Consider the following 19,311-nt stretch of genomic DNA (forward strand, 5'->3'; position numbering starts at 1 on the left):
AGTGGGGAAGGCCGCCCCGGGTGTGATGGGGCGGAGGAGGCTCGTTGTGTGCCAGCGCTGGGGCGACTCAGTCGAGCAGTTCCCGGTGCAGGCAGTTGACGATGTGGCCCGCCTCGTCCTCTTTGACCAGGAAGCAGAGGTTGTGGGCGCTGGCGCCGTAGCAGATCATCCGGATGTTGTGCTCGCGGATGGCGTCGAACACCTGGCTGCCCACCCCGGCCGCCTCGCTCATGCGGTTGCCGATGAGCGCCACCAGGGCGAAGCCGGTCTCCACTTCCACCTTGCACAGCTGGCCGAGCTCCGCCAGCACCTTGTCGTTCAGGATGGGTTCGCCGTTGCTCTGGCTGCCGGTGTGATCCAGGGTCAGGGAGACGCTCACCTCGGAGGTGGTGATGAGATCCACCGAGATGCGGTGACGGGCCAGGATGCCGAACACCTCGGCCAGGAAGCCGTAGGCGTGGAACATGTTGAGGCTGTGCAGGGTCACCAGCACCTGCTGGCGGCGCAGGGCCACGGCCCGGAACAGCGGGTTGCTGCGGGTGGTGGCGCGGATCCAGGTGCCACCGGCGGCGGGGTCCTTGGCGGAGCCCACGAACACCGGGATGTCCTGGCGCAGCGCGGGTTGCAGGGTGGCCGGGTGCAGCACCTTGGCGCCGAAGGTGGCCATCTCCGCCGCCTCCACGAAGCTGATTTCGGGGATGGGGCGGGCGCGGGTAACCAGGCGGGGATCCGTGGTGTAGATGCCGGGCACGTCGGTCCAGATCTCGATACTGCCTGCGTCCAGTGCCTCGGCCAGGAGGGCCGCGCTGTAGTCGGAGCCGCCACGGCCGAGGGTGGTGGTGCGACCATCGCCGTCGGCACCGATGAAGCCCTGAGTGATGACCAGGCTGTCACCCAGCAACGGGCCCACCGCCTGCTGGCAGAGGGCGCGGGTCGCCGCGAGATCCACGGTGGCCTTGCCAAAGCGGCTGTCGGTGCGCAGCAGTTGGCGCGCATCCTGCCACTGGGCCTTGACCCCGCGCTGGTGCAGGAGTTCGGTGAAGAGACGGGTGGACATCAGCTCGCCGCAGGCGATGAGGCGATCGGCGAGTTCGGCGTCGGTGTGCTGACTGGCCTGACGGGCCATGGTGCGAATGTCGCCGAGCTGGGCATGGATGAGGGCGCTCACGTCGCTCGGGTTGCCAAGGGCGGCCAGAATGGCCAGCTGGATGTCGGCAAGCCTGGCAAGCTGGGCATCCTGTCCGGCTTCGTCCAGTTCACCCTGAGCCAGGCTCACCAGCAGGTTGGTGACGCCGGCGCTGGCGCTCAGCACCACCACCCGGGTCGCCGGATTGGCCAGCACCACGTCGGCGCAGTGGTTCATGGCCGCGGCATTGGCGACGCTGGTTCCGCCAAACTTGGCGACATTGATCGGGTTCATTGCATACTCCTGTCTCAAGGTGAAAATCCGGTTTCATCGGGCAAATAGAGAGGAGGAGGCAAAAAATGGCAGGAAAACGCGAGGATCCCGGCCAGAAGCACTCCACCTGCAGAGCCCATCCCGTACCCGCCCTAAGTGGGGCGCGGTGTGGGATGACCACTACCGATGACAACCCGGGGGATTCAGCCCCCGCAGCCGACGTGGCGGTGTCCAGTCACTCGCCTCGTCTCGGCGCTGCTCCCCCTGACCCAAGTTCACCGGACACTGGTGTCCTCCCCTGGGCTGCCTGGGCAGCGCTCCTCTTCTGGTGCCACCTGTGACAGGTGGCGTGCATGTACAAATACCTTGGTCTGGATTGCACTGTCAATCGAGTTCGTAAAAAAGAACAAAATTGACGGTAACCAGGCACAAGATCAATCAGTTACGAAATGGTCTTGGACAAAACCTTGGAGCGACGCTGCCAGTTGTAGAAGCGCTGGCGCTCCACCGGCAGATCTTCGACTTCCAGGGGATCGAAGCCCCGCTCCCGGAACCAGTGGATGGAGCGGGTGGTGAGCACGAACAGGCGACGGATGCCGAGCCGCCTGGCCCGTTCGGCCACCTTGGCGATCAGGGTGTCTCCCCGGTTGGAGTTGCGATACTCCGGGTGGATGGCGACGCAGGCCATCTCGGCCATGGCTTCTTCCATGAAGCAATAGAGCGCGGCGCAGCCGATGATGAGGCCGTCCCGCTCGATGATGGTGAACTTGTCTATCTCCATCTCCAGCTGCTCCCGGGAGCGGCGCACCAGGATCCCTTCCTCTTCCAGCGGACGGATGAGATCCAGGATGCCGCCGATGTCCTCAATGGTGGCGGCCCGGGCCCGCTCGGCGCTTTCGCGCACGATCTGGGTACCCAGCCCCTCGCGGCTGAACAGCTCCTGCAGCATGGCGCCGTCGTCCTGATAGCTCACCAGGTGGGAGCGGGGTACGCCACCCCGGCAGGAGGCGATGGCCGCGCGCAGGTAGCGGGCGGTGCCTGACATCTCTTCCCCCGCCTGCTCCAGCGCCACCAGCAGCTCTTCGGCCTGCTCGGGGAAGAGCTCGGAGATGGCCTCCCCGTGCCTGTCCATGACCCCCTGGGTGCTGCTGAAGCAGATGAGCTTGTCGGCTTTGAGATCCACCGCCACCCGGCGGGCTACCTCTTCCGAGCTCAGGTTGAAGCTCTCGCCGGTGACCGAGCAGCCAATGGGGGAGATGAGCACCAGGCCGTGCTGATCCAGCTGGCGGGTGATCCCCTCCACATCGATGCGACGCACCCGGCCGCTGTGGCAGAAGTCGATGCCGTCATCCACACCCAGCGGCTGGGCGGTGACGAAGTTGCCGCTCACCACGCTGATGCGGGCCCCCTGCATGGGTGTGTTGGCGAGCCCCATGGAGAGCTGGGCGGTGATGTCGTATTGCAGACCGCCGCACACCTGCTTGATGATGGCGAAACTGGCATCGTCGGTGACCCGGATCCGCTTGTGATACTGGGCCTGGATGCCGGCGCGGGCCAGGGCCTCGTCATTTTGCGGACGCGAACCAAACACCAGTACCAGGCGGATCCCCAAGGTCTGCAGCAGGGCGATGTCGCTGACGATGTTGGCGAAATTGGGGTGACAAATGGCTTCCCCGCCGATCATCAGGACGAAGGTGGCACCCCGGTGCACATTGACATAAGGGGTGGATTGCCGAAAGGCATGGACCAGGCTGGGTTCGCGTTCACGCACGTGTTTCATTCCATAAAAAAGCAGCAATTTGCCCAATATATGAAAATAAATTCACAAATCAAGACTAAATATCGACTTGGTGTTTTTTTGTCGCCATTTTGACCAGTGCGGGCGGGGAGGGGAAGACGCAGGCGAGGGCGGGAGGGTCGCCCCGGGGGCCGCTCCCTGGTTGATCCGGGCTTATAACCTGATATCTTCGGTGTTCCTTTTCGTCAGCCGCATTGCGCGGGGTTTTATACAAGGACAGGGCATATGGAGCAGATTATTTCACCGGCAGAGGCGCTGCCGGGACGGCGGGAAGCACTGGAGATTGGCCAGGTGCACGCGGTAAACGGTCACCCGACCCAGGGGCCCTGGCCCGAGGGGATGGAGCTTGCCTGGTTCGGCATGGGCTGTTTCTGGGGTGTGGAGCGTCTGTTCTGGCAGCAGCCCGGGGTCTATTCCACCGCCGCCGGGTATCAGGGGGGGCTGACCCCCAATCCCACCTACAAGGAGGTGTGCAGCGGCCTGACCGGCCACGCCGAGACGGTGCAGGTGGTGTTCGATCCCAAGGTCATCAGCTATGGGGATCTCGTCAAGCTGTTCTGGGAACACCATGATCCGGCCCAGGGGATGCGCCAGGGTGGCGACATCGGCACCCAGTATCGCTCCGTCATCTTCGTCGGGGACGACACCCAGGAGGCGATTGCCCAGCAGAGCCTGGCCGCCTACCAGCAGGCCATGACGGCGAGCGGTGACGGGCGCACCATCACCACCCGCATCCTGCCGCTGGCCCCCTTCTATTACGCCGAGGATTATCACCAGCAATATCTGGAGAAGAATCCCGAGGGGTATTGCGGCCTGGGGGGCATCGGCGTCTGCCTGCCTCCCAGCCTGAATCGCTGAGGCGTCATTGCATACCACGGGGGCCATCAGGCCCCCGTGTCATTGTGATGAAAAATAATTGAAAAAAATGCGTCAGGTGGGGAACTAAACTGAACCCTGGCTGACCAACAGGGTAGCGACCACGGATGGTTGCCAAGACCAGACACATTTTTTTGCCCCGATATTCATTACTCTGACAAGCGCGATGAATTGACAATGCTAGCAAGCAGGGCTGCCCGATGAGGCGGCCCTTTTCATTGGGCGTCCCGCCTCACTCCTCGCCTCATTGCATCTCGTCCCCTTGCCGTCACGGCAGGGATGGGGTCAGCCGATGGTGCTGTCGAACAGGTTCTTGATGAGGTCGATGAACTCGATGAGGAAGGCTTGCTGGGCTTCGCTGGGGGCGGACAACCAGACGGCGGAGAGCACCTCTTCCAGGTCGGCGACCACGGCATCGGCCTCCTGCATGATCAGGAAGCGCACCTTGGGGTCGAGCTGGGGGTTCTGCTCGCAGATGGCCATCAGGTTGTCGGCCACCCGGCTGCTCACCAGATCCTCGATGGTCTGGGCGCCGCCGCCTTGTTGCTGGCTCTCGAACAGACCCAGACTCTCTACCAGATACTCGATCAGCGCAATGTAACCGTCGCTCTCTACCACCATGATGGCTGCCCTTTCTTCATTGCCTTGGGGAAATGGTGCGTATTTTAGTGGCTGAACCCGTCATGGCAAGCGACAGTGGAGCCGATGGCGGATAAATTGGACACCGCCGCGCTCCACCGTCTCCAATCCGGTCAGCAGGAAGCCGTGACGCAGGAAGAGGGCGAGGCTGAAGGCGCTCGCCTCCGTGGTGAGGCTGCCAAGCCCCATCTGGCTGGCGGCTGCCAGCACCCGCTCCAGCAGCAGGGTGCCGAGCCCCTGGCGCGGATGATCCGCGCTCACGTAGAGCAGGCTGAGATGACCGTCATCGCTCAGGGTGGCAAAGCCAAGGGGCACATCGTCTTGCTCGATGACCCAGCCATGGTGCTCGCGCAACTGGCTGGCAAGCCCCGGGTGATGGGCGCCCCTGGCCCACTGCTCCACCTGCTCCGGGCTGTAGTGTGCAGGCCCCAGGCGGCGTACCGACTGCTCGAACAGATCCAGCAGCCTTGGTATGTGCGCCTCCTCGAGGGGGACGATGCGAGGAGAAGAAGGAGACGGCATGGGTCAACCCTCCCTGATGGTCGCGCGGGGGGCCTGGGGCCGCTTCGCCCTGGGCAGACCCGCCACCACCCGCTCATAGGAGTGGACTACCCAGCCCTGCCAGAGATCGTCAGACAGGCCTTCACTCAGGGTCACCGTGTTCCAGTGCTGCTTGTTCATGTGCCAGCCCGGTTTCACCTCGGGGTGGATCTCCCGCAGCAGCAGGGCGAGTTCGGGTTCGCACTTCAGGTTGATGGAGAGGGGCTCCGCCTGCCAGTCCACCAGGGCAAACATCTTGCCGGCGATGCGATAGACCAGGATCTCCGGGCCGAAGGGGGTGTCCTCGGTGGCGCCGGGCTGGCTGAGCAAAAATTCACGCAATTGAACGAGGGTCATGGGGACTCCAGGCTGGTCCGATCATGGTGGAAGCATGTTCACCGGGGTGAGCCTTCTGTTAATATGCGCGCCGAGTATACCCCCCATCACCTCGGGAGCCCATGAGATGTTGTACCACAAGACCTTTGAACTGGGTCCCGATCGGGATTGGGTGGTGTTCGTGCACGGTGCGGGCGGCAGCTCCTCCATCTGGTTCAAGCAGTTGCGGGCCTACCGGGAGCACTTCAACGTGCTGCTGCTGGACCTTCGTGGTCACGGCCAGTCCAACCAGCTGCAGCAGGTGGTAAAGGGGCACTACAGCTTTCGGGCCGTGACCGAGGACATCCTGCGCCTGCTGGATCACCTGCGCATCCCCCACGCCCATTTTGTCGGCATCTCCCTTGGCACCATCCTCATCCGCCACCTGGCGGAGCTTCGCCCCGAGCGGGTCAAGAGCATGGTGCTCGGCGGTGCCATCCTGCGTCTCGACATCCGCTCCCGGGTGCTGGTACAGCTTGGCCGCCTCGGCCAGCACTTCCTGCCCTACATGTGGCTCTACCGCCTGTTCGCCTTCATCATCATGCCGCGCCAGCACCATCAGGAGTCCCGCAACCTTTTCGTGCGCGAGGCTCGCAAGCTCTGCCAGAAGGAGTTCAAGCGCTGGTTCCGTCTCGCCACCGAGGTGAACCCCCTGATGCGCTACTTTCGCGAGCGGGCCCTGCCCATTCCCACCCTCTACGTGATGGGGGAGGAGGATCACATGTTCCTCGCCCCGGTGCGCGAGCAGGTGGCCCGCGACCCTTACAGTTGCCTCGAAATCATCGAAAAGTGCGGCCACGTCTGCAACGTGGAGCAGCCGGATCACTTCAACCGCCAGTCCCTGGCGTTTCTCTCCCGTCAGGCGGCGTCATCCGCCCTCTGAGGCCCGACAAGGGCCTCAGATGAAGTAGTGGCCAATCTCCAGATAGCGCTGGCGGATGTGCTCGATGAGCAGCCTTATCTTGCGCGGCGGCTGGCGGGTGAAGGGGTAGACGGCGTAGATGCCGAGCTTCTTGCCCACCTGATCGGGGAAGAGATCCACCAGCTCGCCGTTCATCAGATCGTGATAGACCAGACAGCGTGGCACATAGACGATGCCGCGCCCCCCCAGCGCCGCCTTGCGAAGGGCTCCGGCGTTGTCGGTTGAAAAGCTCCCCGACACCGACACCAGATAGTTGCCCTCTTCCCCCTTGAAGGCCCACTCCGAGGCCCCCGTGCTCTGGTAGGCGTAGCGCAGGCAGTTGTGGGTGAGCAAATCCGACGGCTCCCGCGGCGCCCCGAAGCGGCGCACATAGGCGGGGGCGGCGCAGATGACCCACTGGGAGTCGAGAATGTGGCGGGCAATCAGGCTGGAGTCATCCAGATAGCCGGTGCGAATGACCAGATCGAACCCCTCTTCCACCAGGTTGACGAAGCGGTTGTCCAGCGACATCTCCACCGTGAGCCCCGGGTGCTGCTGGCAAAAATCGGCCACTGCATCGGCGAGCAAGAGCTCGCCGGAGATGGTGGGCACCGACATCCGCACATGACCGCTCACCTTTTCACCAAATCCCGCCACCGCGTCGAAGGCGTCCAGTGCGGCGGCCTTCACATTTTTGGCACCTTGATAGAGCGCCTTGCCCGCCTCGCTCAGGGTGAGCCGGCGGGTGGTGCGATAGAGGAGCTGGACCCCGAGCTCCTCTTCAAGACGCCCGATCCGCTTGCTAACCACTGAATTTGTCAGGGAATTTTGTTCCGCTACCTTGCTGAAGGATCCGGCCTCCACCACCTGGGCGAAGAGGATGAGGTCGTCGGTACTGGCCATATTGATCAACTTTTGGAACGAATGTTGTTCATTATTTCCATATATCGCGAAAAAGGAACAGGGTAAGGTCACGTCCGCTTAACAAAACAACAACAAGGTGCGCCTCTGCACCCCTCTGGACAAGGACGCAATGATGACAGACACCCTGCTGGCCCTGGTGGCCTTCTCGCCGATCCTGGTGGCCGCCGTGCTGCTGGTCGGCCTCAACTGGCCCGCCAAGCGCGCCATGCCCGTCGCCTTCCTGTTGACCGTGTTCATCGCCCTCTGGGGCTGGCAGATGAGCCCGACCCGGGTCTTCGCCTCCACCCTGCAGGGGTTGGTGATCACGGTGACCGTGCTCTGGATCGTGTTCGGCGCCATCCTGATGCTCAACACCCTCAAACACACCGGTGCCATCACCGCCATTCGCGGCGGTTTTACCAACATCTCGCCGGACAGGCGCATCCAGGCCATCATCATCGCCTGGTGCTTCGGCGCCTTTATCGAAGGGGCCTCGGGCTTTGGCACCCCGGCCGCCATCGCCGCGCCGCTGCTGGTGGCCATCGGCTTCCCGGCGCTCGCCGCCGTGCTGCTCGGCATGATGATCCAGTCCACCCCGGTGTCGTTCGGCGCGGTGGGCACCCCCATCCTGGTGGGCATCAACAAGGGGCTGGATAACCAGGCCATCGGCCAGACCCTGAGCGCCGGTGGCAGCAGCTGGGACATCTACCTGCAACAGGTGACCACCAACGTAGCCCTCATTCACGCCACCGTCGGCACCCTGATGCCGGTGCTGATGGTGATGATGCTGACCCGCTTCTTCGGCCGCAACCGCAGCTGGACCGAGGGGCTCTCCATCCTGCCGTTTGCGATTTTCGCCGGGCTCGCCTTCACCGTCCCCTATGCCCTCACCGGCATGCTGCTCGGCCCCGAGTTCCCGTCCCTCATCGGCGGTCTGGTGGGGCTGGCCCTGGTGGTGACGGCGGCGCGAGCCGGTTTTCTGGTGCCCAAGAACTCCTGGGATTTCGCCCCCGAGAACGAGTGGCCCGCCGAGTGGCTGGGTTCCCTCAAGCTCGATCTCAAAGAGGCCGCCGGTCGCCCCATGTCGCTCATGCTGGCCTGGCTCCCCTATGTGGCGCTGGCGCTCCTGCTGGTGGCGAGCCGGGTGAGCCCGGAGTTCAAGGCGAGCCTCCTGTCGGTGAGCCTCGCCTTCACGGATCTGCTGGGGGAGACGGGGGTCAGCGCGTCGATTGAGCCGCTCTACCTGCCGGGGGGCCTGCTGGTGCTCTGCGCCCTGCTCGCCACCTGGCTGCAGTCGCGCTCCCTCGTCCCCTTCGGGCGGGCGCTGGGGGAGTCCAGCCGCACCCTGATCGGCGCCGGCTTCGTGCTGATTTTCACCGTGCCCATGGTGCGCATCTTCATCAACTCCGGCGTCAACGGGGCGGATCTCGCCAGCATGCCGGTGACCACCGCGAATTTTGCCGCCGGGCTGGTGGGGGAGTTCTTCCCGGCCCTCAGCGCCACCATCGGGGCGCTGGGGGCCTTTATCGCCGGATCCAACACGGTATCGAACATGATGTTCAGCCAGTTCCAGTTTGAAGTGGCCCAGACCCTGGGGGTCTCCACCGCCGCCATGCTGGCGCTGCAGGCGGTGGGGGCAGCGGCCGGCAACATGATCGCCATTCACAACGTGGTGGCGGCCTCGGCCACCGTGGGGCTGCTCGGCCGTGAGGGGGCGACGCTGCGCAAGACGGCGCTGCCGACCCTCTACTACCTGCTGGTCACCGGCCTTATCGGGCTGGCGCTCATGTACAGCTTCCACATCTCGGACGCACTGCTGCAGCTCAAGTAAGGAGAGCAAGTGATGAAGGTAATGCGGGTCTACCCGGCCAAGCCGGCCGATGTCTATCTCTACGCCACCTGTCTGGTGGACCTGTTCGACCCGGTGGCGGGGCTCGATGCCATCGCCCTGATCGAGCGGGAAGGGATAAGGGTGCACTTTGTCGAGAAACAGACCTGCTGCGGGCAGCCGGCCTACACCTCGGGTCACGAGGAGGAGGCGCGCAAGGTGGCGCAAAGCCAGATGGCGCTCTTCCCCGAGCCCTGGCCGGTGGTGGTGCTGTCGGGCTCCTGCGGCGGCATGATGCACCACCACTACCGCCGCCTCTTCCCCGAGAGCCCCGAGGTGGCGGATTTTTGCGATCGGGTGTTCGAGCTCACCGAGTTTCTGGCCCGGATCTGCCGGGTGCGCTGGCACGGGGTGGGGGAGGCGAGCATCGTCATGCACACCTCCTGCTCGGCCCGGCGCGAGATGCAGGTACACACCACGGCCCGCAGCCTGCTGGGGCAGCTCGATGGCGTCACCTTGCATGAACAGGCCTACGAGAGCGAGTGCTGCGGCTTTGGCGGCACCTTCTCGGTGCGCCATCCCCACATCAGCCAGGCCATGGTGGAGGACAAGACCCGCCACCTGCTGGCCACCGGCGCCGACACCCTGGTGAGCGCCGACTGGGGGTGCCTCTTGAACATCAAGGGATCCTTGGCCTATCAGGGCAGGATCTTGCCTGCCACCCACCTGGCGAGCTTCCTGCTCGCCCACAGCCGCCCCGACAGTGACGAAATAGCTCATAACGGCGCCGCTGTTAGCGATTTGGCTCATACCAAAGAGGCCCAGCCCCATGTCTGATCACGCCAAGTATTCGCCGCGCCGCTTCCATCCCCAGGCCGAGGCGGCCCTGGCCGACCCGGTGCTGCGCCAGAATTTTCGCGGCGCCATGGATTACCTGCGCGCCAAGCGCCGCGATGCCTTCGCCGACCCCGCCGAAGAAGCGGCGGTGCGCGATGCGGCGGAGCAAATCCGCCAGCGCTGTCTCTCGCGTCTGCCGGACCTGCTGGAGCAGCTCGAAGCCAACTGCGAGCGCAACGGCATCCGGGTGCACTGGGCCCAGACGCCGGCCGAGGCCAACGCCATCATCCTTCGCATCGCCCAGCAGCACGGGGTGAGCTCCATCGTCAAAGGCAAGTCCATGGTGAGCGAGGAGGTGGGGTTCAACCACGAGATGGCGCGCCACGGCATCCGCTGCCTTGAGAGCGACATGGGGGAGTTTATCGTCCAGCTCGACGGCGACACCCCGTCCCACATCATCATGCCCGCCATCCACAAGAACAAGCAGGAGGTGAGCGACACCTTCGCAAGCAACCTGGAAGGCTTCACCCCCACCACGGACGTGGACGCCCTGATCCAGACCGGGCGGCGAGCCCTGCGCGAAGAGTTTCGCCGCGCCGGCATGGGGCTCTCCGGCGTCAACTTCGCGGTGGCGGAGACCGGCAGCCTCTGTCTGGTGGAAAACGAGGGCAACGGGCGCATGTGCACCACGGTGCCGAAAGTGCACGTGGCCATCACCGGCATCGAGAAGGTGGTGGAGTGCCTATCCGACGTGCCGCCCCTTTACAGCGCCCTGACCCGCTCGGCCACCGGTCAGGCCATCACCACCTACTTCAACGTCATCAGCGGCCCGCGCCGGGCAGGGGAGCTGGACGGCCCGGACGAGGTGCACCTGGTGCTGCTCGACAACGGCCGCAGCCAGGCTTACCGGGACGAGGAGCTGCGCAAGACCTTGCAGTGCATCCGCTGCGGCGCCTGCATGAACCACTGCCCGGTCTACACCCGCATCGGCGGCCACGCCTATGGCACCATCTACCCGGGGCCCATCGGCAAAATCATCTCCCCCCATCTGCTGGGGCTGGAGAGCACGAGCGATCTGGTGACGGCATCGAGCCTGTGCGGTGCCTGCGGCGAGGTGTGCCCGGTGCGCATCCCCATTCCCGATATGTTGCAGCGCCTGCGTCGGGAGGCCAAGCACGACGCACAGCCCGGCCACGAACCGCTGGCGGGGCAGGGGGCGGCCAGGAGCCGGCTCGAGACCCTCGCCATGCAGGGCTTTGCCTTTGCCGCCACCCACCCGCGCCTCTATCACGCCGCAACCGGGGTGGCCGGTCGCCTGCGGGGGCTGATGCCCAAACACCTGGGCCCCTGGACCCAGTGCCGCGAAGCCCCCAAACCCGCCCCCCAGAGCCTGCACGCCCTGCTGCGCCAGAAGAAGAAGGAGTCCTGAGATGTCGAGCAAAGAGGCCATATTAAGCCGCCTGCGCGGCGCCGCCACCCCCATGGCACATGCCCCCCATGGCTGGCAGCCCTGGCGCGGAGAGGATGAACAGGCGCGGCGCGAGCGCTTTGTTGCCGGGATCAGCGCCAGCCACGCCGAGATCCTGACCGTCAAGGAAGCAACCCTTGCCCGGGATCTGGCCGCCTGGCTGGATGAAGAGGGCGTGACGAGTCTGGCCTGTGGCCAGGGCGGCCGCTGGCAGGAGGCGGTCGCGGCCGCCTGCGCCGGGCGATCTGTGCTGACCCCCGCAGGCAAGTTCGCGAGCTGGAAGGACGATCTGTTCGACGTCTGTCAGGCGGGTATTACCCACTGCGCGGGCGCCATCGCCGATACCGGGACGCTCGTATTGCTGCCCGATGGCGGCGAGCCGCGCACCTTGTCCCTGGTGCCCCCCTGCCATATCGCCCTGCTGGCGGCTTCCACCATAACCGACAACCTGGCGGGGCTGGTGGCGGCCGGGCGCTGGCAGCAGGCCATGCCCACCAATCTGTTGCTGGTCTCCGGCCCCTCCAAGACCGCCGACATCCAGCAGACCCTGGCCTACGGCGCCCACGGCCCGAGCCGCCTCTTGGTGGTGCTGGTGGAGGATTGCTGATGCGCTGGAATGAATTTGACGCCGCCGTGCTCTCGCGCATCCCGCCGGAGCGGCTGGTGAGCGACCCGGACTTGCGATTGGCCCACGGCACGGACGCGAGCTTCTACCGCCTGGTGCCTGAGCGCATCGTGCGCCTCGACTCCCTCGAGGAGGTGCGCTTCGTGCTCGGAGTGTGCCGCGAATTGGGCCTGCCGTGCACCTTTCGCGCCGCCGGCACCAGCCTCTCGGGCCAGGCCCTGAGTGATTCGGTGCTCATCACCCTGACCGACAGCTGGCGCGGCCACCGCATTCTGGACGAGGGGGCGCGCATCGCCCTGCAACCCGGGGTGATCGGCGCCGATGCCAACCGCTATCTGGCACCCCTGGGGCGCAAGATTGGGCCGGATCCCGCCTCCATCAACGCCTGCAAGCTGGGTGGCATCGCCGCCAACAACGCGAGCGGCATGTGCTGTGGCACCGCCCACAACAGCTATCACACCTTGCACGCCATGACGTTGCTGCTGGCCGATGGCACCGTGCTGGAGAGCGGCGATCCCCAGAGCCGCGCCGCCTTGGCGGCCAGGCGCCCGGAGCTGCTCACGGGGCTTGCCGCCCTGCGTGCCGAAGTGCTGGCGAATGCCGAACTTGCCGCCAAGATCCGCCACAAGTACCGGCTCAAGAACACCACCGGCTACGCCATCAACGCCCTGCTCGACCATGAGGACCCTGTCGATATCCTCACCCACCTGATGATTGGCTCGGAGGGGACCCTCGGCTTTATCGCCGAGGTGGTGCTCGACACCGTGCCCGAATACCCCCACAAGGCCTCGGCCCTGCTGGTGTTTCGGGACGCCGAGCAGGCCTGTCTGGCCACCTCGCGCCTGAAAAGTGCGCCGGTGGCGGCGGTGGAGCTGATGGATGGGCGCTCCCTGCGCTCGGTGGCGGGCAAGCCCGGTCTGCCGGACTTTATCAAGACGCTGGATCTGGCTGCCTGCGCCCTGCTTGTGGAGGTGCATGGGGAATCGAAAGAGGCGCTGGTGGCTCGCTGCGAGCAGGTGACGGCCATGGCCGCCGAGTTCGTCCAGGTCGCCTCTGTGCCTTTTACTATCGACAGCGCCGACCTCTGGGCCATTCGCAAGGGGCTCTTCCCGGCGGTGGGGGCGGTGCGTACCACAGGCACCACCGTCATCATTGAAGATGTCGCCTTTCCCATCGAGCGCTTGGCCGAAGGGGTGGCGGGGCTGCAAGCCCTGTTCGATCGCTTCGAATACGGTGAAGCGATCATCTTCGGCCACGCGCTGGAGGGGAACCTGCACTTCGTCTTTACCCAGGGCTTTGACGATCCGGCCCAGGTGGCCCGCTACGGCGCCTTTATGGATGCGGTGGCGGAGCTCGTCGCCGTGCGCTTTGGCGGGTCGCTCAAGGCCGAGCACGGCACCGGCCGCAACATGGCCCCCTATGTGGAGCTGGAATGGGGGTCGGAGGGGATGGCGCTGATGCGGCGCATCAAGGCGCTGCTGGACCCGGACGGCCTGCTCAATCCTGGCGTCATCATCAACGATGACCCCAAGGCCCACCTGGCCCACCTCAAGCCCATGCCGGCGAGCGATGCCATCGTGGATCCGTGCATCGAGTGCGGCTTTTGCGAGGCGGTCTGCCCCTCGCGCACCCTGTCGCTGTCGCCGCGCCAGCGCATCGTGCTTTACCGCGAACTGGCCCGCCGCAATCGTGCCGATGAGCCCTCCAACCAGCTGGCCCAGCTATTTGACTATCAGGGCATCGATACCTGCGCCGCCACCGGGCTGTGCGCCGATCGCTGCCCGGTGGGCATCAACACTGGCAGCCTGATCAAGAAGCTGCGTAGCGAAAAGTACCAGCGCTTTGTGCCCATCGCCCGCTGGAGCGCCGATCACTTCGCCGGCGTTACCCGCGCGGCCCGTGGGTCTCTCGGCCTCAAAGCCATTGCCGGCAAGCTGCTGGGAGACAAGGCGCTGGCAGGATTGGTGGGGGGCGTGCGCAAGCTCAGCGGCCAGCGCACCCCCGCCTGGTTGCCCACCCTGCCGGGGCCGAGCCGCTACCAATGGCTGCAAGGGGAGGGGAGCCATGACGGATCCAGCGAGCGCGCTGTGGTCTATCTGCCGTCGTGTGCCAGCCGGGTATTCGGCCAGCAGGAGGAGGCCCCGTCACTGCCGGACGTGGTGCAATCCTTGCTCAATAAAGCGGGCTGCCGGGTCATAGTGCCGCAAGGTATCGAGGGGCTCTGCTGCGGCATGCCCTATGACAGCAAGGGGATGAGCGAGGTAGCGGAAGCCAAGCGCAGTGAGCTGGCCGATGCATTGTGGCAGGCAAGCGAACAGGGGCGCTGGCCCGTGCTGCTCGATACCAGCCCCTGCGTGCAGCGACTGCTCTCGGGGGCGTTCGGCAAGGGTCTTCGGGTGTTCGAGCCCTCCGCCTTTGTGCTGGAACATCTGCTGCCCCACCTTGAGCTGACCCCCATCGATGAGACCGTGATGCTTCATATCACCTGCAGCAGCCGGCGCATGGGGCTCGGCGATAAGATGCTGGCGGTGGCCCGCGCCTGTGCCCGCGAGGTGATCGTGCCAGAGCATATCCAGTGCTGCGGCTTTGCCGGTGACAAGGGGTTGATGACCCCGGAGCTCAACGCCGCGGCACTTGCCAGCCTGGCAGCTCAAGTGCCCAGGGATTGCCGTCAGGGATTCAGCAATAGCCGCACCTGTGAAATGGGGCTCAGCCAGCACGCTGGCATTCCCTATCACAGCATCCTCTATCTGGTGGATCAGGCGGCGAGATAGAAAAATAAAAACGGCAGGATAAATATCCTGCCGTTTTCAATAGGGTTACTAAGGTAACTTATTAGGGAAAGTGCGAACAAGTATCCCACGAACAAAAAATGAAAATTTTAGTCATTTAATATCAATGGGTTACCAGTAAATGCTCTCGTGCCATATGACTTATTCGCACCTTCCCTACCGCACGGATTTCAGCTTCCGTTGTGCTGCCTTCAAGCTGAATAAAATAGGATTGAACATTGCCACTCTCTGGATGCCTCTGGGGCTATAAGGGCCGGATGAGTAGTAGCCTATCAAAGGCCGACCGCTCCTGTTGAGTAAAAACACAGCCGTTCCGTGGGATTTGAATGAAATCTTGATGGTGGTCAGATTTTTACAGGGAAAGGTCAAGAGAAACGGGGGGAGGGGAGATGGCTTCTCTTCATTGCCACACCGCCCGGCCAACCAAGTCATGTGTTATCTCTTGCTCATCAATGCCTTGTAACAGCTGGTTACAGATCTTGCGTCGACCGGCGAACCCTTCCTCCAGTAAATTCAGCGGCGATTGAATGCACCACTAAGCCATGCTGGCCATCGCCTGCACCGCCGCCCTGTCCGCCTGTGACAGCGAGAAGGCGGCCAACAGCATCGCCAAACGCGCACCGATGCTGACATCCATGAGTCGAACCTGCTCATCCGCGATGGCGAACGGGGTAAGACTCAGTAGCCCGTCATCTCCAGATAACCGACGCCTTTTGCATCCCCCGAGACGGATACCGCCCCCTCCCAGTAGTCAAAGCGTCCCGTCATGGCCTGATCGGGCAGGCGCGCCTGGATGGTGAGCCTCATATCGCCGGCTGCCAGCTGCCACTCGATGGGGTAGGCTTGCCCCTTGGGGCCGCGCCAGGTCTTGCCGGGGGTGAGGCGGATCTGCGCAGGATTCAGCACCCGGCTGCTGCCGTCTCGTTCAATCAGGATGCCGTAGCGGTTCTCCGGCTCAGAGCGTCCCGATTTGGTGCGCAGGCGAAACAGCATCAACTCGCGGCCATCTTCAAACTGCAGCGAAAACCAGTCCCAGCCCGATTGCCACTGGGCCAATACCGAGCTGCTCCACTCGTGATCAAACCAGCCCTCACCGCTGACGTTACGGGTCTCCCCATCCAAGATCAGGGTGCCGCTGATGGTCAGGCGCGGGTAGGAGTAGTAGAAGGAGGCGTTGCCCGGGCTCTTCTCGCTGAAACCCGCTTTACCTTGCAGTACCGCGGGCTTGGCGGCGCTCACCTTCACATCAAGATCCCCCGCCTTGCTCCGCACCTTGAGGGTGGCGGGAAAGAGCGATTCCCCTTGAGAGGTAAGCACCCACTCTTTCAGCCAATACTCACCGCCGCTGGCACCGGCGAGCCCTGGCCCCTGGCGGCTGGTGCGCTCGTCCTGCTGGTGGCTGCCTTTGCTCACATCCGTGATGGCAAACTGGGCCAACCAGAGTTGAGGGGTGAGCCAGGGGTTCTCCGAGGTGATCTCCTGTTCAATGCCTTGGCGAAACAGGGTCCATTGCATGCCGTAGCCGCGTCCCTGCTCGTCTTTCAGGTTGCCGGTGAGATACCACCATTCGGAGCGGTAGTCGGGGTGGGCACCGTGATCGGCGGGCAGGTTGATGGACTGACCCGGCAGGGCCTTTTTGAAGTGATCGTTGCCGTCACCCAGGATGCTCCCCAGATCGCTGGCCTGCGCGTGGCCGCTTATGGCAACAAGCGGGATCAAGAGGGCTGCAAGCCAAGAGGACAAGATTCCCCTCACCCTGGCCCTCTCCCGAAGGGAGAGGGGATGGTTCGCGGCAGCTCTGTGCGCTTCTCTGCGCTGAATCAGGGGCGGTGATAGAGATCTGGTCAATGGGAACGTCAAGCCATGGCTGAGCCAGTGCGCCAACCAATCTTTCATACCACTCTCCTTGCGGCATACCAGGAGGCGAGCGCGCCACAGACGGGGGCGAGCAGGAGCGCCGTGACGGCGTGCAGGGGGGCGGCCTCGAAGGCCAGCCGCCAGCCAAAGGCGCGGGGGTTGACCACCTCAATCAGCACCCAGGCAAGGCCATAGCCCACCGGCAGGGCCAACAATGCGGTGAGCAGCCCGAGGCCTGCCCCTTGCCACACCAGCAGCCGGCGGCAGTGGCGCGGGCTCAGGCCAAGGCTTTGCAGGGTCTGCAACTCGCCGCGCCGGGCCAGCCCCAGCACCATAAAGGCCGAGCCGATGCCGACGAAGGCGATCCCCAGGATCAGCAACTTCAATAGTTCGGTCACCACGAAGGTCTGATCGAACACCCTGAGGGCGGCGGCGTGGATGGCGGGGGCGGGCAACAGGTTCACCTGCTCGCCAAACTGGCTCCTGAGCCTGTCACCAAGGTGCTCGGGGTCCGGGCTGAAGAGGGCAAGGGATTGCACCTTGCCCCCTTCGAAGGCATGCAGTATCTGCCCCTTGTCGCTGCCGTAATCCTGATAGACGCCGGTGACGGTGAAAGCCCTCGGCCCCCCCTCGCTGGTTACCTCGAGGCGCTGGCCCACCCTGACCCCGAGGCGTACCGTCAGCGGTTCGCTCGCCAGCACCTCGTCGGGAGCGGCGGGCCAGCGCCCGGCGAGCAAGGGATAGGCGGCTTTGAGCTCGGGGATAAAGTCCATCTGCGCCCACTCGATGGGCTGCCCCTGCCAGCGGGCGGGGTGCACCGAACGGCGGGAGGCGGCGCGCACGTCCGGCGAGGCGAGGATGGTGTTGAGGGTCTGCTCGCCGAGGGCGCCCCTGCTGCCCGCCACCCCCTTGGGAGCGGTGACGTAGAGATCGGCGGCCAGGCGCTGGCCGAGCCAGATCTCCACGCTCGAGCGAAAGCTCGACACCATGACCCCGATGCCGATGGCTGCGGCGATGGCCAGTTGCAGCGCCATCACCGCGATGGCGGTGCGATCCAGGTGATAGAGGGTTTCGGCCACCCCGAGCCGGGCGGTGAGGGGGCCGCGTGCACGCAGCCGCCCCAGCAAGGAGCGAAGGGCATCGGGCAGCAGGAGGGCCATGGCGAGCAGCCAGCCTCCGGCCACGAAGAGGGCGCCGCCAAGGCCGGTTTCTGGCCGCCACAGACACAGGGCGCACAGCAGCAGAATGGCGATGGCAAGCCCCCGGCGTTGCCAGGGGTGAGCCGGTGGGCGACTGTTGCCCTCTCGCAGCGCAAGGGGGGATTGGCGCAGCAGTTGCCACCAGCCGGGCAGGTTGGCGGCGAGCGTGCCCAGCAGGCCAATGACCAGCGCCTTGCCAAGGCTCGCGGGGGAGAGGCGCAGCAGATCGATGGGGTTGGGGCCATAGAGATCGGCCAGCGCCTGGGTGAGCTGCCCCATCAGGGAGAGGGCCAAGAGGATCCCCAGTAGCAGCCCGAGCAGAGTGCCGAGGGTGGCGAGGATCACAAGCTCCAGCATGAGCCAGCCAAGCACCCGGCGCGGCGGCATCCCGAGGATGATGAGCTGGGCGAGCAGGGGGCGGCGCACGCTCTGCACGAAGCGCTGGGCGTTGAACACCAAGAACAATCCCACCGCCATGGCGAGCAGGGAGAGGGCGGTAAGGTTCAGGGCCAGCGCATCCCCGAGCTGGCTGGCATCGAGCGCTGGGCTGATGGGCTCAAGCCAGAGGGGCTGATGGGGGGCATAGGATTGCAGGGCCGCCTGCAAGGCTCTTTGCAAGGTATTGGCCTCTTGCTCACTGAGTTTGAAGACGATGCGATCCAGTCTGCCAGCCTTGCCAAGCAGGGGCTGGGCGAGGCCGATGTCGGTCACCAGCAGCCGCTCCATGGGGACGGCGCCGGGCTCGAAGGTGCCGGCCAGGGTAAGGGTCAGGGGGCGTTGTCCCTCATCCCCCAGCACAAAGGTTCGCGACTGGCCCGGTTGCCAGTCAAGGCGCCTCGCCTCGGGGGCGGCCAGCCAGACGCTGTCGGCGCGATTCAACGAGACATCGGGTTGGCTGTCTGGCGCATCGCCAAAGAGGCGGCGCAGGGGGCCGGGGTTGAAGAGATCCATCCCCAGCAACTGGAAGCTGCGCCCCTGCTCGTCCTTGAGCCAGGCGTGAAGCTCTGGCATGGCGTCAAGGTTCGGCTGGCTTCGCACCAGCCTCACGTAGACTTGTTCATCCAGGTCACCCTGGGGGGCCAGGCGGTAGTTGGCCTCCCCGGCGAGCTGGCTGCGGGCGGCGACGAAGTTGGTGCGGGCGCTGTGGTTCAAGAGCTCGATGGCCACCACCAGGGTGACCCCGAGGGTGAGCCCGGCCAGGCTCATCAAGAGCAGCCAGGGGTGAGCGCGATAGAGGCGCAGCAGTGCCTTGAGCGGCAACATCAGCAGGCCCC

Annotated in this window: 15 protein-coding genes and 1 riboswitch; of the genes, 7 read left to right on the forward strand and 8 right to left on the reverse strand. The window is 64.8% G+C overall.

Features of this window, described 5'->3' with window-relative positions; all coding sequences use genetic code 11:
• Window positions 1-67 precede the first annotated feature (67 nt).
• On the reverse strand, window positions 68-1,420 hold the full coding sequence (lysC, locus tag C2U37_RS17225; protein WP_010674363.1) for a lysine-sensitive aspartokinase 3: 1,353 nt from the start codon (window positions 1,418-1,420) through the stop codon (window positions 68-70).
• A gap of 87 nt (window positions 1,421-1,507) precedes the next feature.
• A riboswitch (Lysine riboswitch) is annotated at window positions 1,508-1,732 on the reverse strand.
• Window positions 1,733-1,841: 109 nt separating this feature from the next.
• Window positions 1,842-3,170 carry an amino-acid N-acetyltransferase gene (gene argA / locus C2U37_RS17230; protein ID WP_010674364.1) on the reverse strand — a complete coding sequence of 443 codons (1,329 nt, stop codon included), beginning with the start codon at window positions 3,168-3,170 and terminating at the stop codon, window positions 1,842-1,844.
• Window positions 3,171-3,422: 252 nt separating this feature from the next.
• Here argA and msrA point away from each other — a divergent pair, with 252 nt between their 5' ends.
• Window positions 3,423-4,055, forward strand: coding sequence for a peptide-methionine (S)-S-oxide reductase MsrA (gene msrA, locus C2U37_RS17235; RefSeq protein ID WP_010674365.1), 633 nt, complete (start codon window positions 3,423-3,425; stop codon window positions 4,053-4,055).
• Between the two features lie 303 nt (window positions 4,056-4,358).
• Here the strand turns inward: msrA and C2U37_RS17240 are convergent, their stop codons facing one another.
• Genes C2U37_RS17240 through C2U37_RS17250 form a run of 3 tightly spaced genes read right to left on the reverse strand, consistent with a single transcriptional unit; the run spans window position 4,359 to window position 5,609 of the window.
• On the reverse strand, window positions 4,359-4,694 hold the full coding sequence (locus C2U37_RS17240) for a DUF3802 family protein (protein WP_041215402.1): 336 nt from the start codon (window positions 4,692-4,694) through the stop codon (window positions 4,359-4,361).
• 60 nt (window positions 4,695-4,754) lie between these two features.
• Window positions 4,755-5,234: a GNAT family N-acetyltransferase gene (locus C2U37_RS17245; protein ID WP_041215401.1), complete on the reverse strand. Its 480-nt coding sequence runs from the start codon at window positions 5,232-5,234 to the stop codon at window positions 4,755-4,757.
• Window positions 5,235-5,237: 3 nt separating this feature from the next.
• Window positions 5,238-5,609 (reverse strand): MmcQ/YjbR family DNA-binding protein, encoded by a 372-nt coding sequence (locus C2U37_RS17250; RefSeq protein WP_042883097.1) that lies wholly within the window; start codon window positions 5,607-5,609, stop codon window positions 5,238-5,240.
• Window positions 5,610-5,715: 106 nt separating this feature from the next.
• Here C2U37_RS17250 and C2U37_RS17255 point away from each other — a divergent pair, with 106 nt between their 5' ends.
• On the forward strand, window positions 5,716-6,510 hold the full coding sequence (locus C2U37_RS17255; RefSeq protein WP_104452773.1) for an alpha/beta fold hydrolase: 795 nt from the start codon (window positions 5,716-5,718) through the stop codon (window positions 6,508-6,510).
• 15 nt (window positions 6,511-6,525) lie between these two features.
• Here the strand turns inward: C2U37_RS17255 and C2U37_RS17260 are convergent, their stop codons facing one another.
• Window positions 6,526-7,503 (reverse strand): LysR family transcriptional regulator, encoded by a 978-nt coding sequence (locus C2U37_RS17260; RefSeq protein WP_080767962.1) that lies wholly within the window; start codon window positions 7,501-7,503, stop codon window positions 6,526-6,528.
• Between the two features lie 61 nt (window positions 7,504-7,564).
• Between C2U37_RS17260 and C2U37_RS17265 the strand changes: the two genes are divergently transcribed.
• From C2U37_RS17265 to C2U37_RS17285, 5 genes are read left to right on the forward strand one after another with little or no spacing between them, the layout of a single operon-like run.
• Complete coding sequence (locus C2U37_RS17265) at window positions 7,565-9,262, forward strand: L-lactate permease (RefSeq protein WP_104452774.1); 1,698 nt, start codon at window positions 7,565-7,567, stop codon at window positions 9,260-9,262.
• Between the two features lie 12 nt (window positions 9,263-9,274).
• Complete coding sequence (locus C2U37_RS17270; RefSeq protein WP_010674372.1) at window positions 9,275-10,096, forward strand: (Fe-S)-binding protein; 822 nt, start codon at window positions 9,275-9,277, stop codon at window positions 10,094-10,096.
• Window positions 10,089-11,525 (forward strand): LutB/LldF family L-lactate oxidation iron-sulfur protein, encoded by a 1,437-nt coding sequence (locus tag C2U37_RS17275; protein WP_043155594.1) that lies wholly within the window; start codon window positions 10,089-10,091, stop codon window positions 11,523-11,525. Before C2U37_RS17270 ends, C2U37_RS17275 begins: the two co-directional genes overlap by 8 nt.
• Before the next feature lies 1 nt (window position 11,526).
• Window positions 11,527-12,171: a LutC/YkgG family protein gene (locus C2U37_RS17280; RefSeq protein ID WP_043155596.1), complete on the forward strand. Its 645-nt coding sequence runs from the start codon at window positions 11,527-11,529 to the stop codon at window positions 12,169-12,171.
• Window positions 12,171-14,963: an FAD-binding and (Fe-S)-binding domain-containing protein gene (locus C2U37_RS17285; protein WP_043155597.1), complete on the forward strand. Its 2,793-nt coding sequence runs from the start codon at window positions 12,171-12,173 to the stop codon at window positions 14,961-14,963. The genes C2U37_RS17280 and C2U37_RS17285 overlap by 1 nt, the downstream gene beginning before the upstream one ends.
• A 696-nt stretch (window positions 14,964-15,659) precedes the next feature.
• On the opposite strand, the gene C2U37_RS17290 is transcribed toward C2U37_RS17285, so the two are convergent.
• Together C2U37_RS17290 and C2U37_RS17295 are read right to left on the reverse strand one after the other, a co-directional pair.
• A complete protein-coding gene (locus C2U37_RS17290; RefSeq protein WP_053288508.1) occupies window positions 15,660-16,700 on the reverse strand; it encodes a lipocalin-like domain-containing protein in 1,041 nt (346 codons plus the stop codon).
• A 173-nt stretch (window positions 16,701-16,873) separates the two neighbouring features.
• Window positions 16,874-19,300 carry an FtsX-like permease family protein gene (locus C2U37_RS17295; RefSeq protein ID WP_053288507.1) on the reverse strand — a complete coding sequence of 809 codons (2,427 nt, stop codon included), beginning with the start codon at window positions 19,298-19,300 and terminating at the stop codon, window positions 16,874-16,876.
• Window positions 19,301-19,311 lie beyond the last annotated feature (11 nt).

This window comes from Aeromonas sp. ASNIH1, assembly GCF_002934285.1.
Classification (GTDB): domain Bacteria; phylum Pseudomonadota; class Gammaproteobacteria; order Enterobacterales; family Aeromonadaceae; genus Aeromonas; species Aeromonas caviae.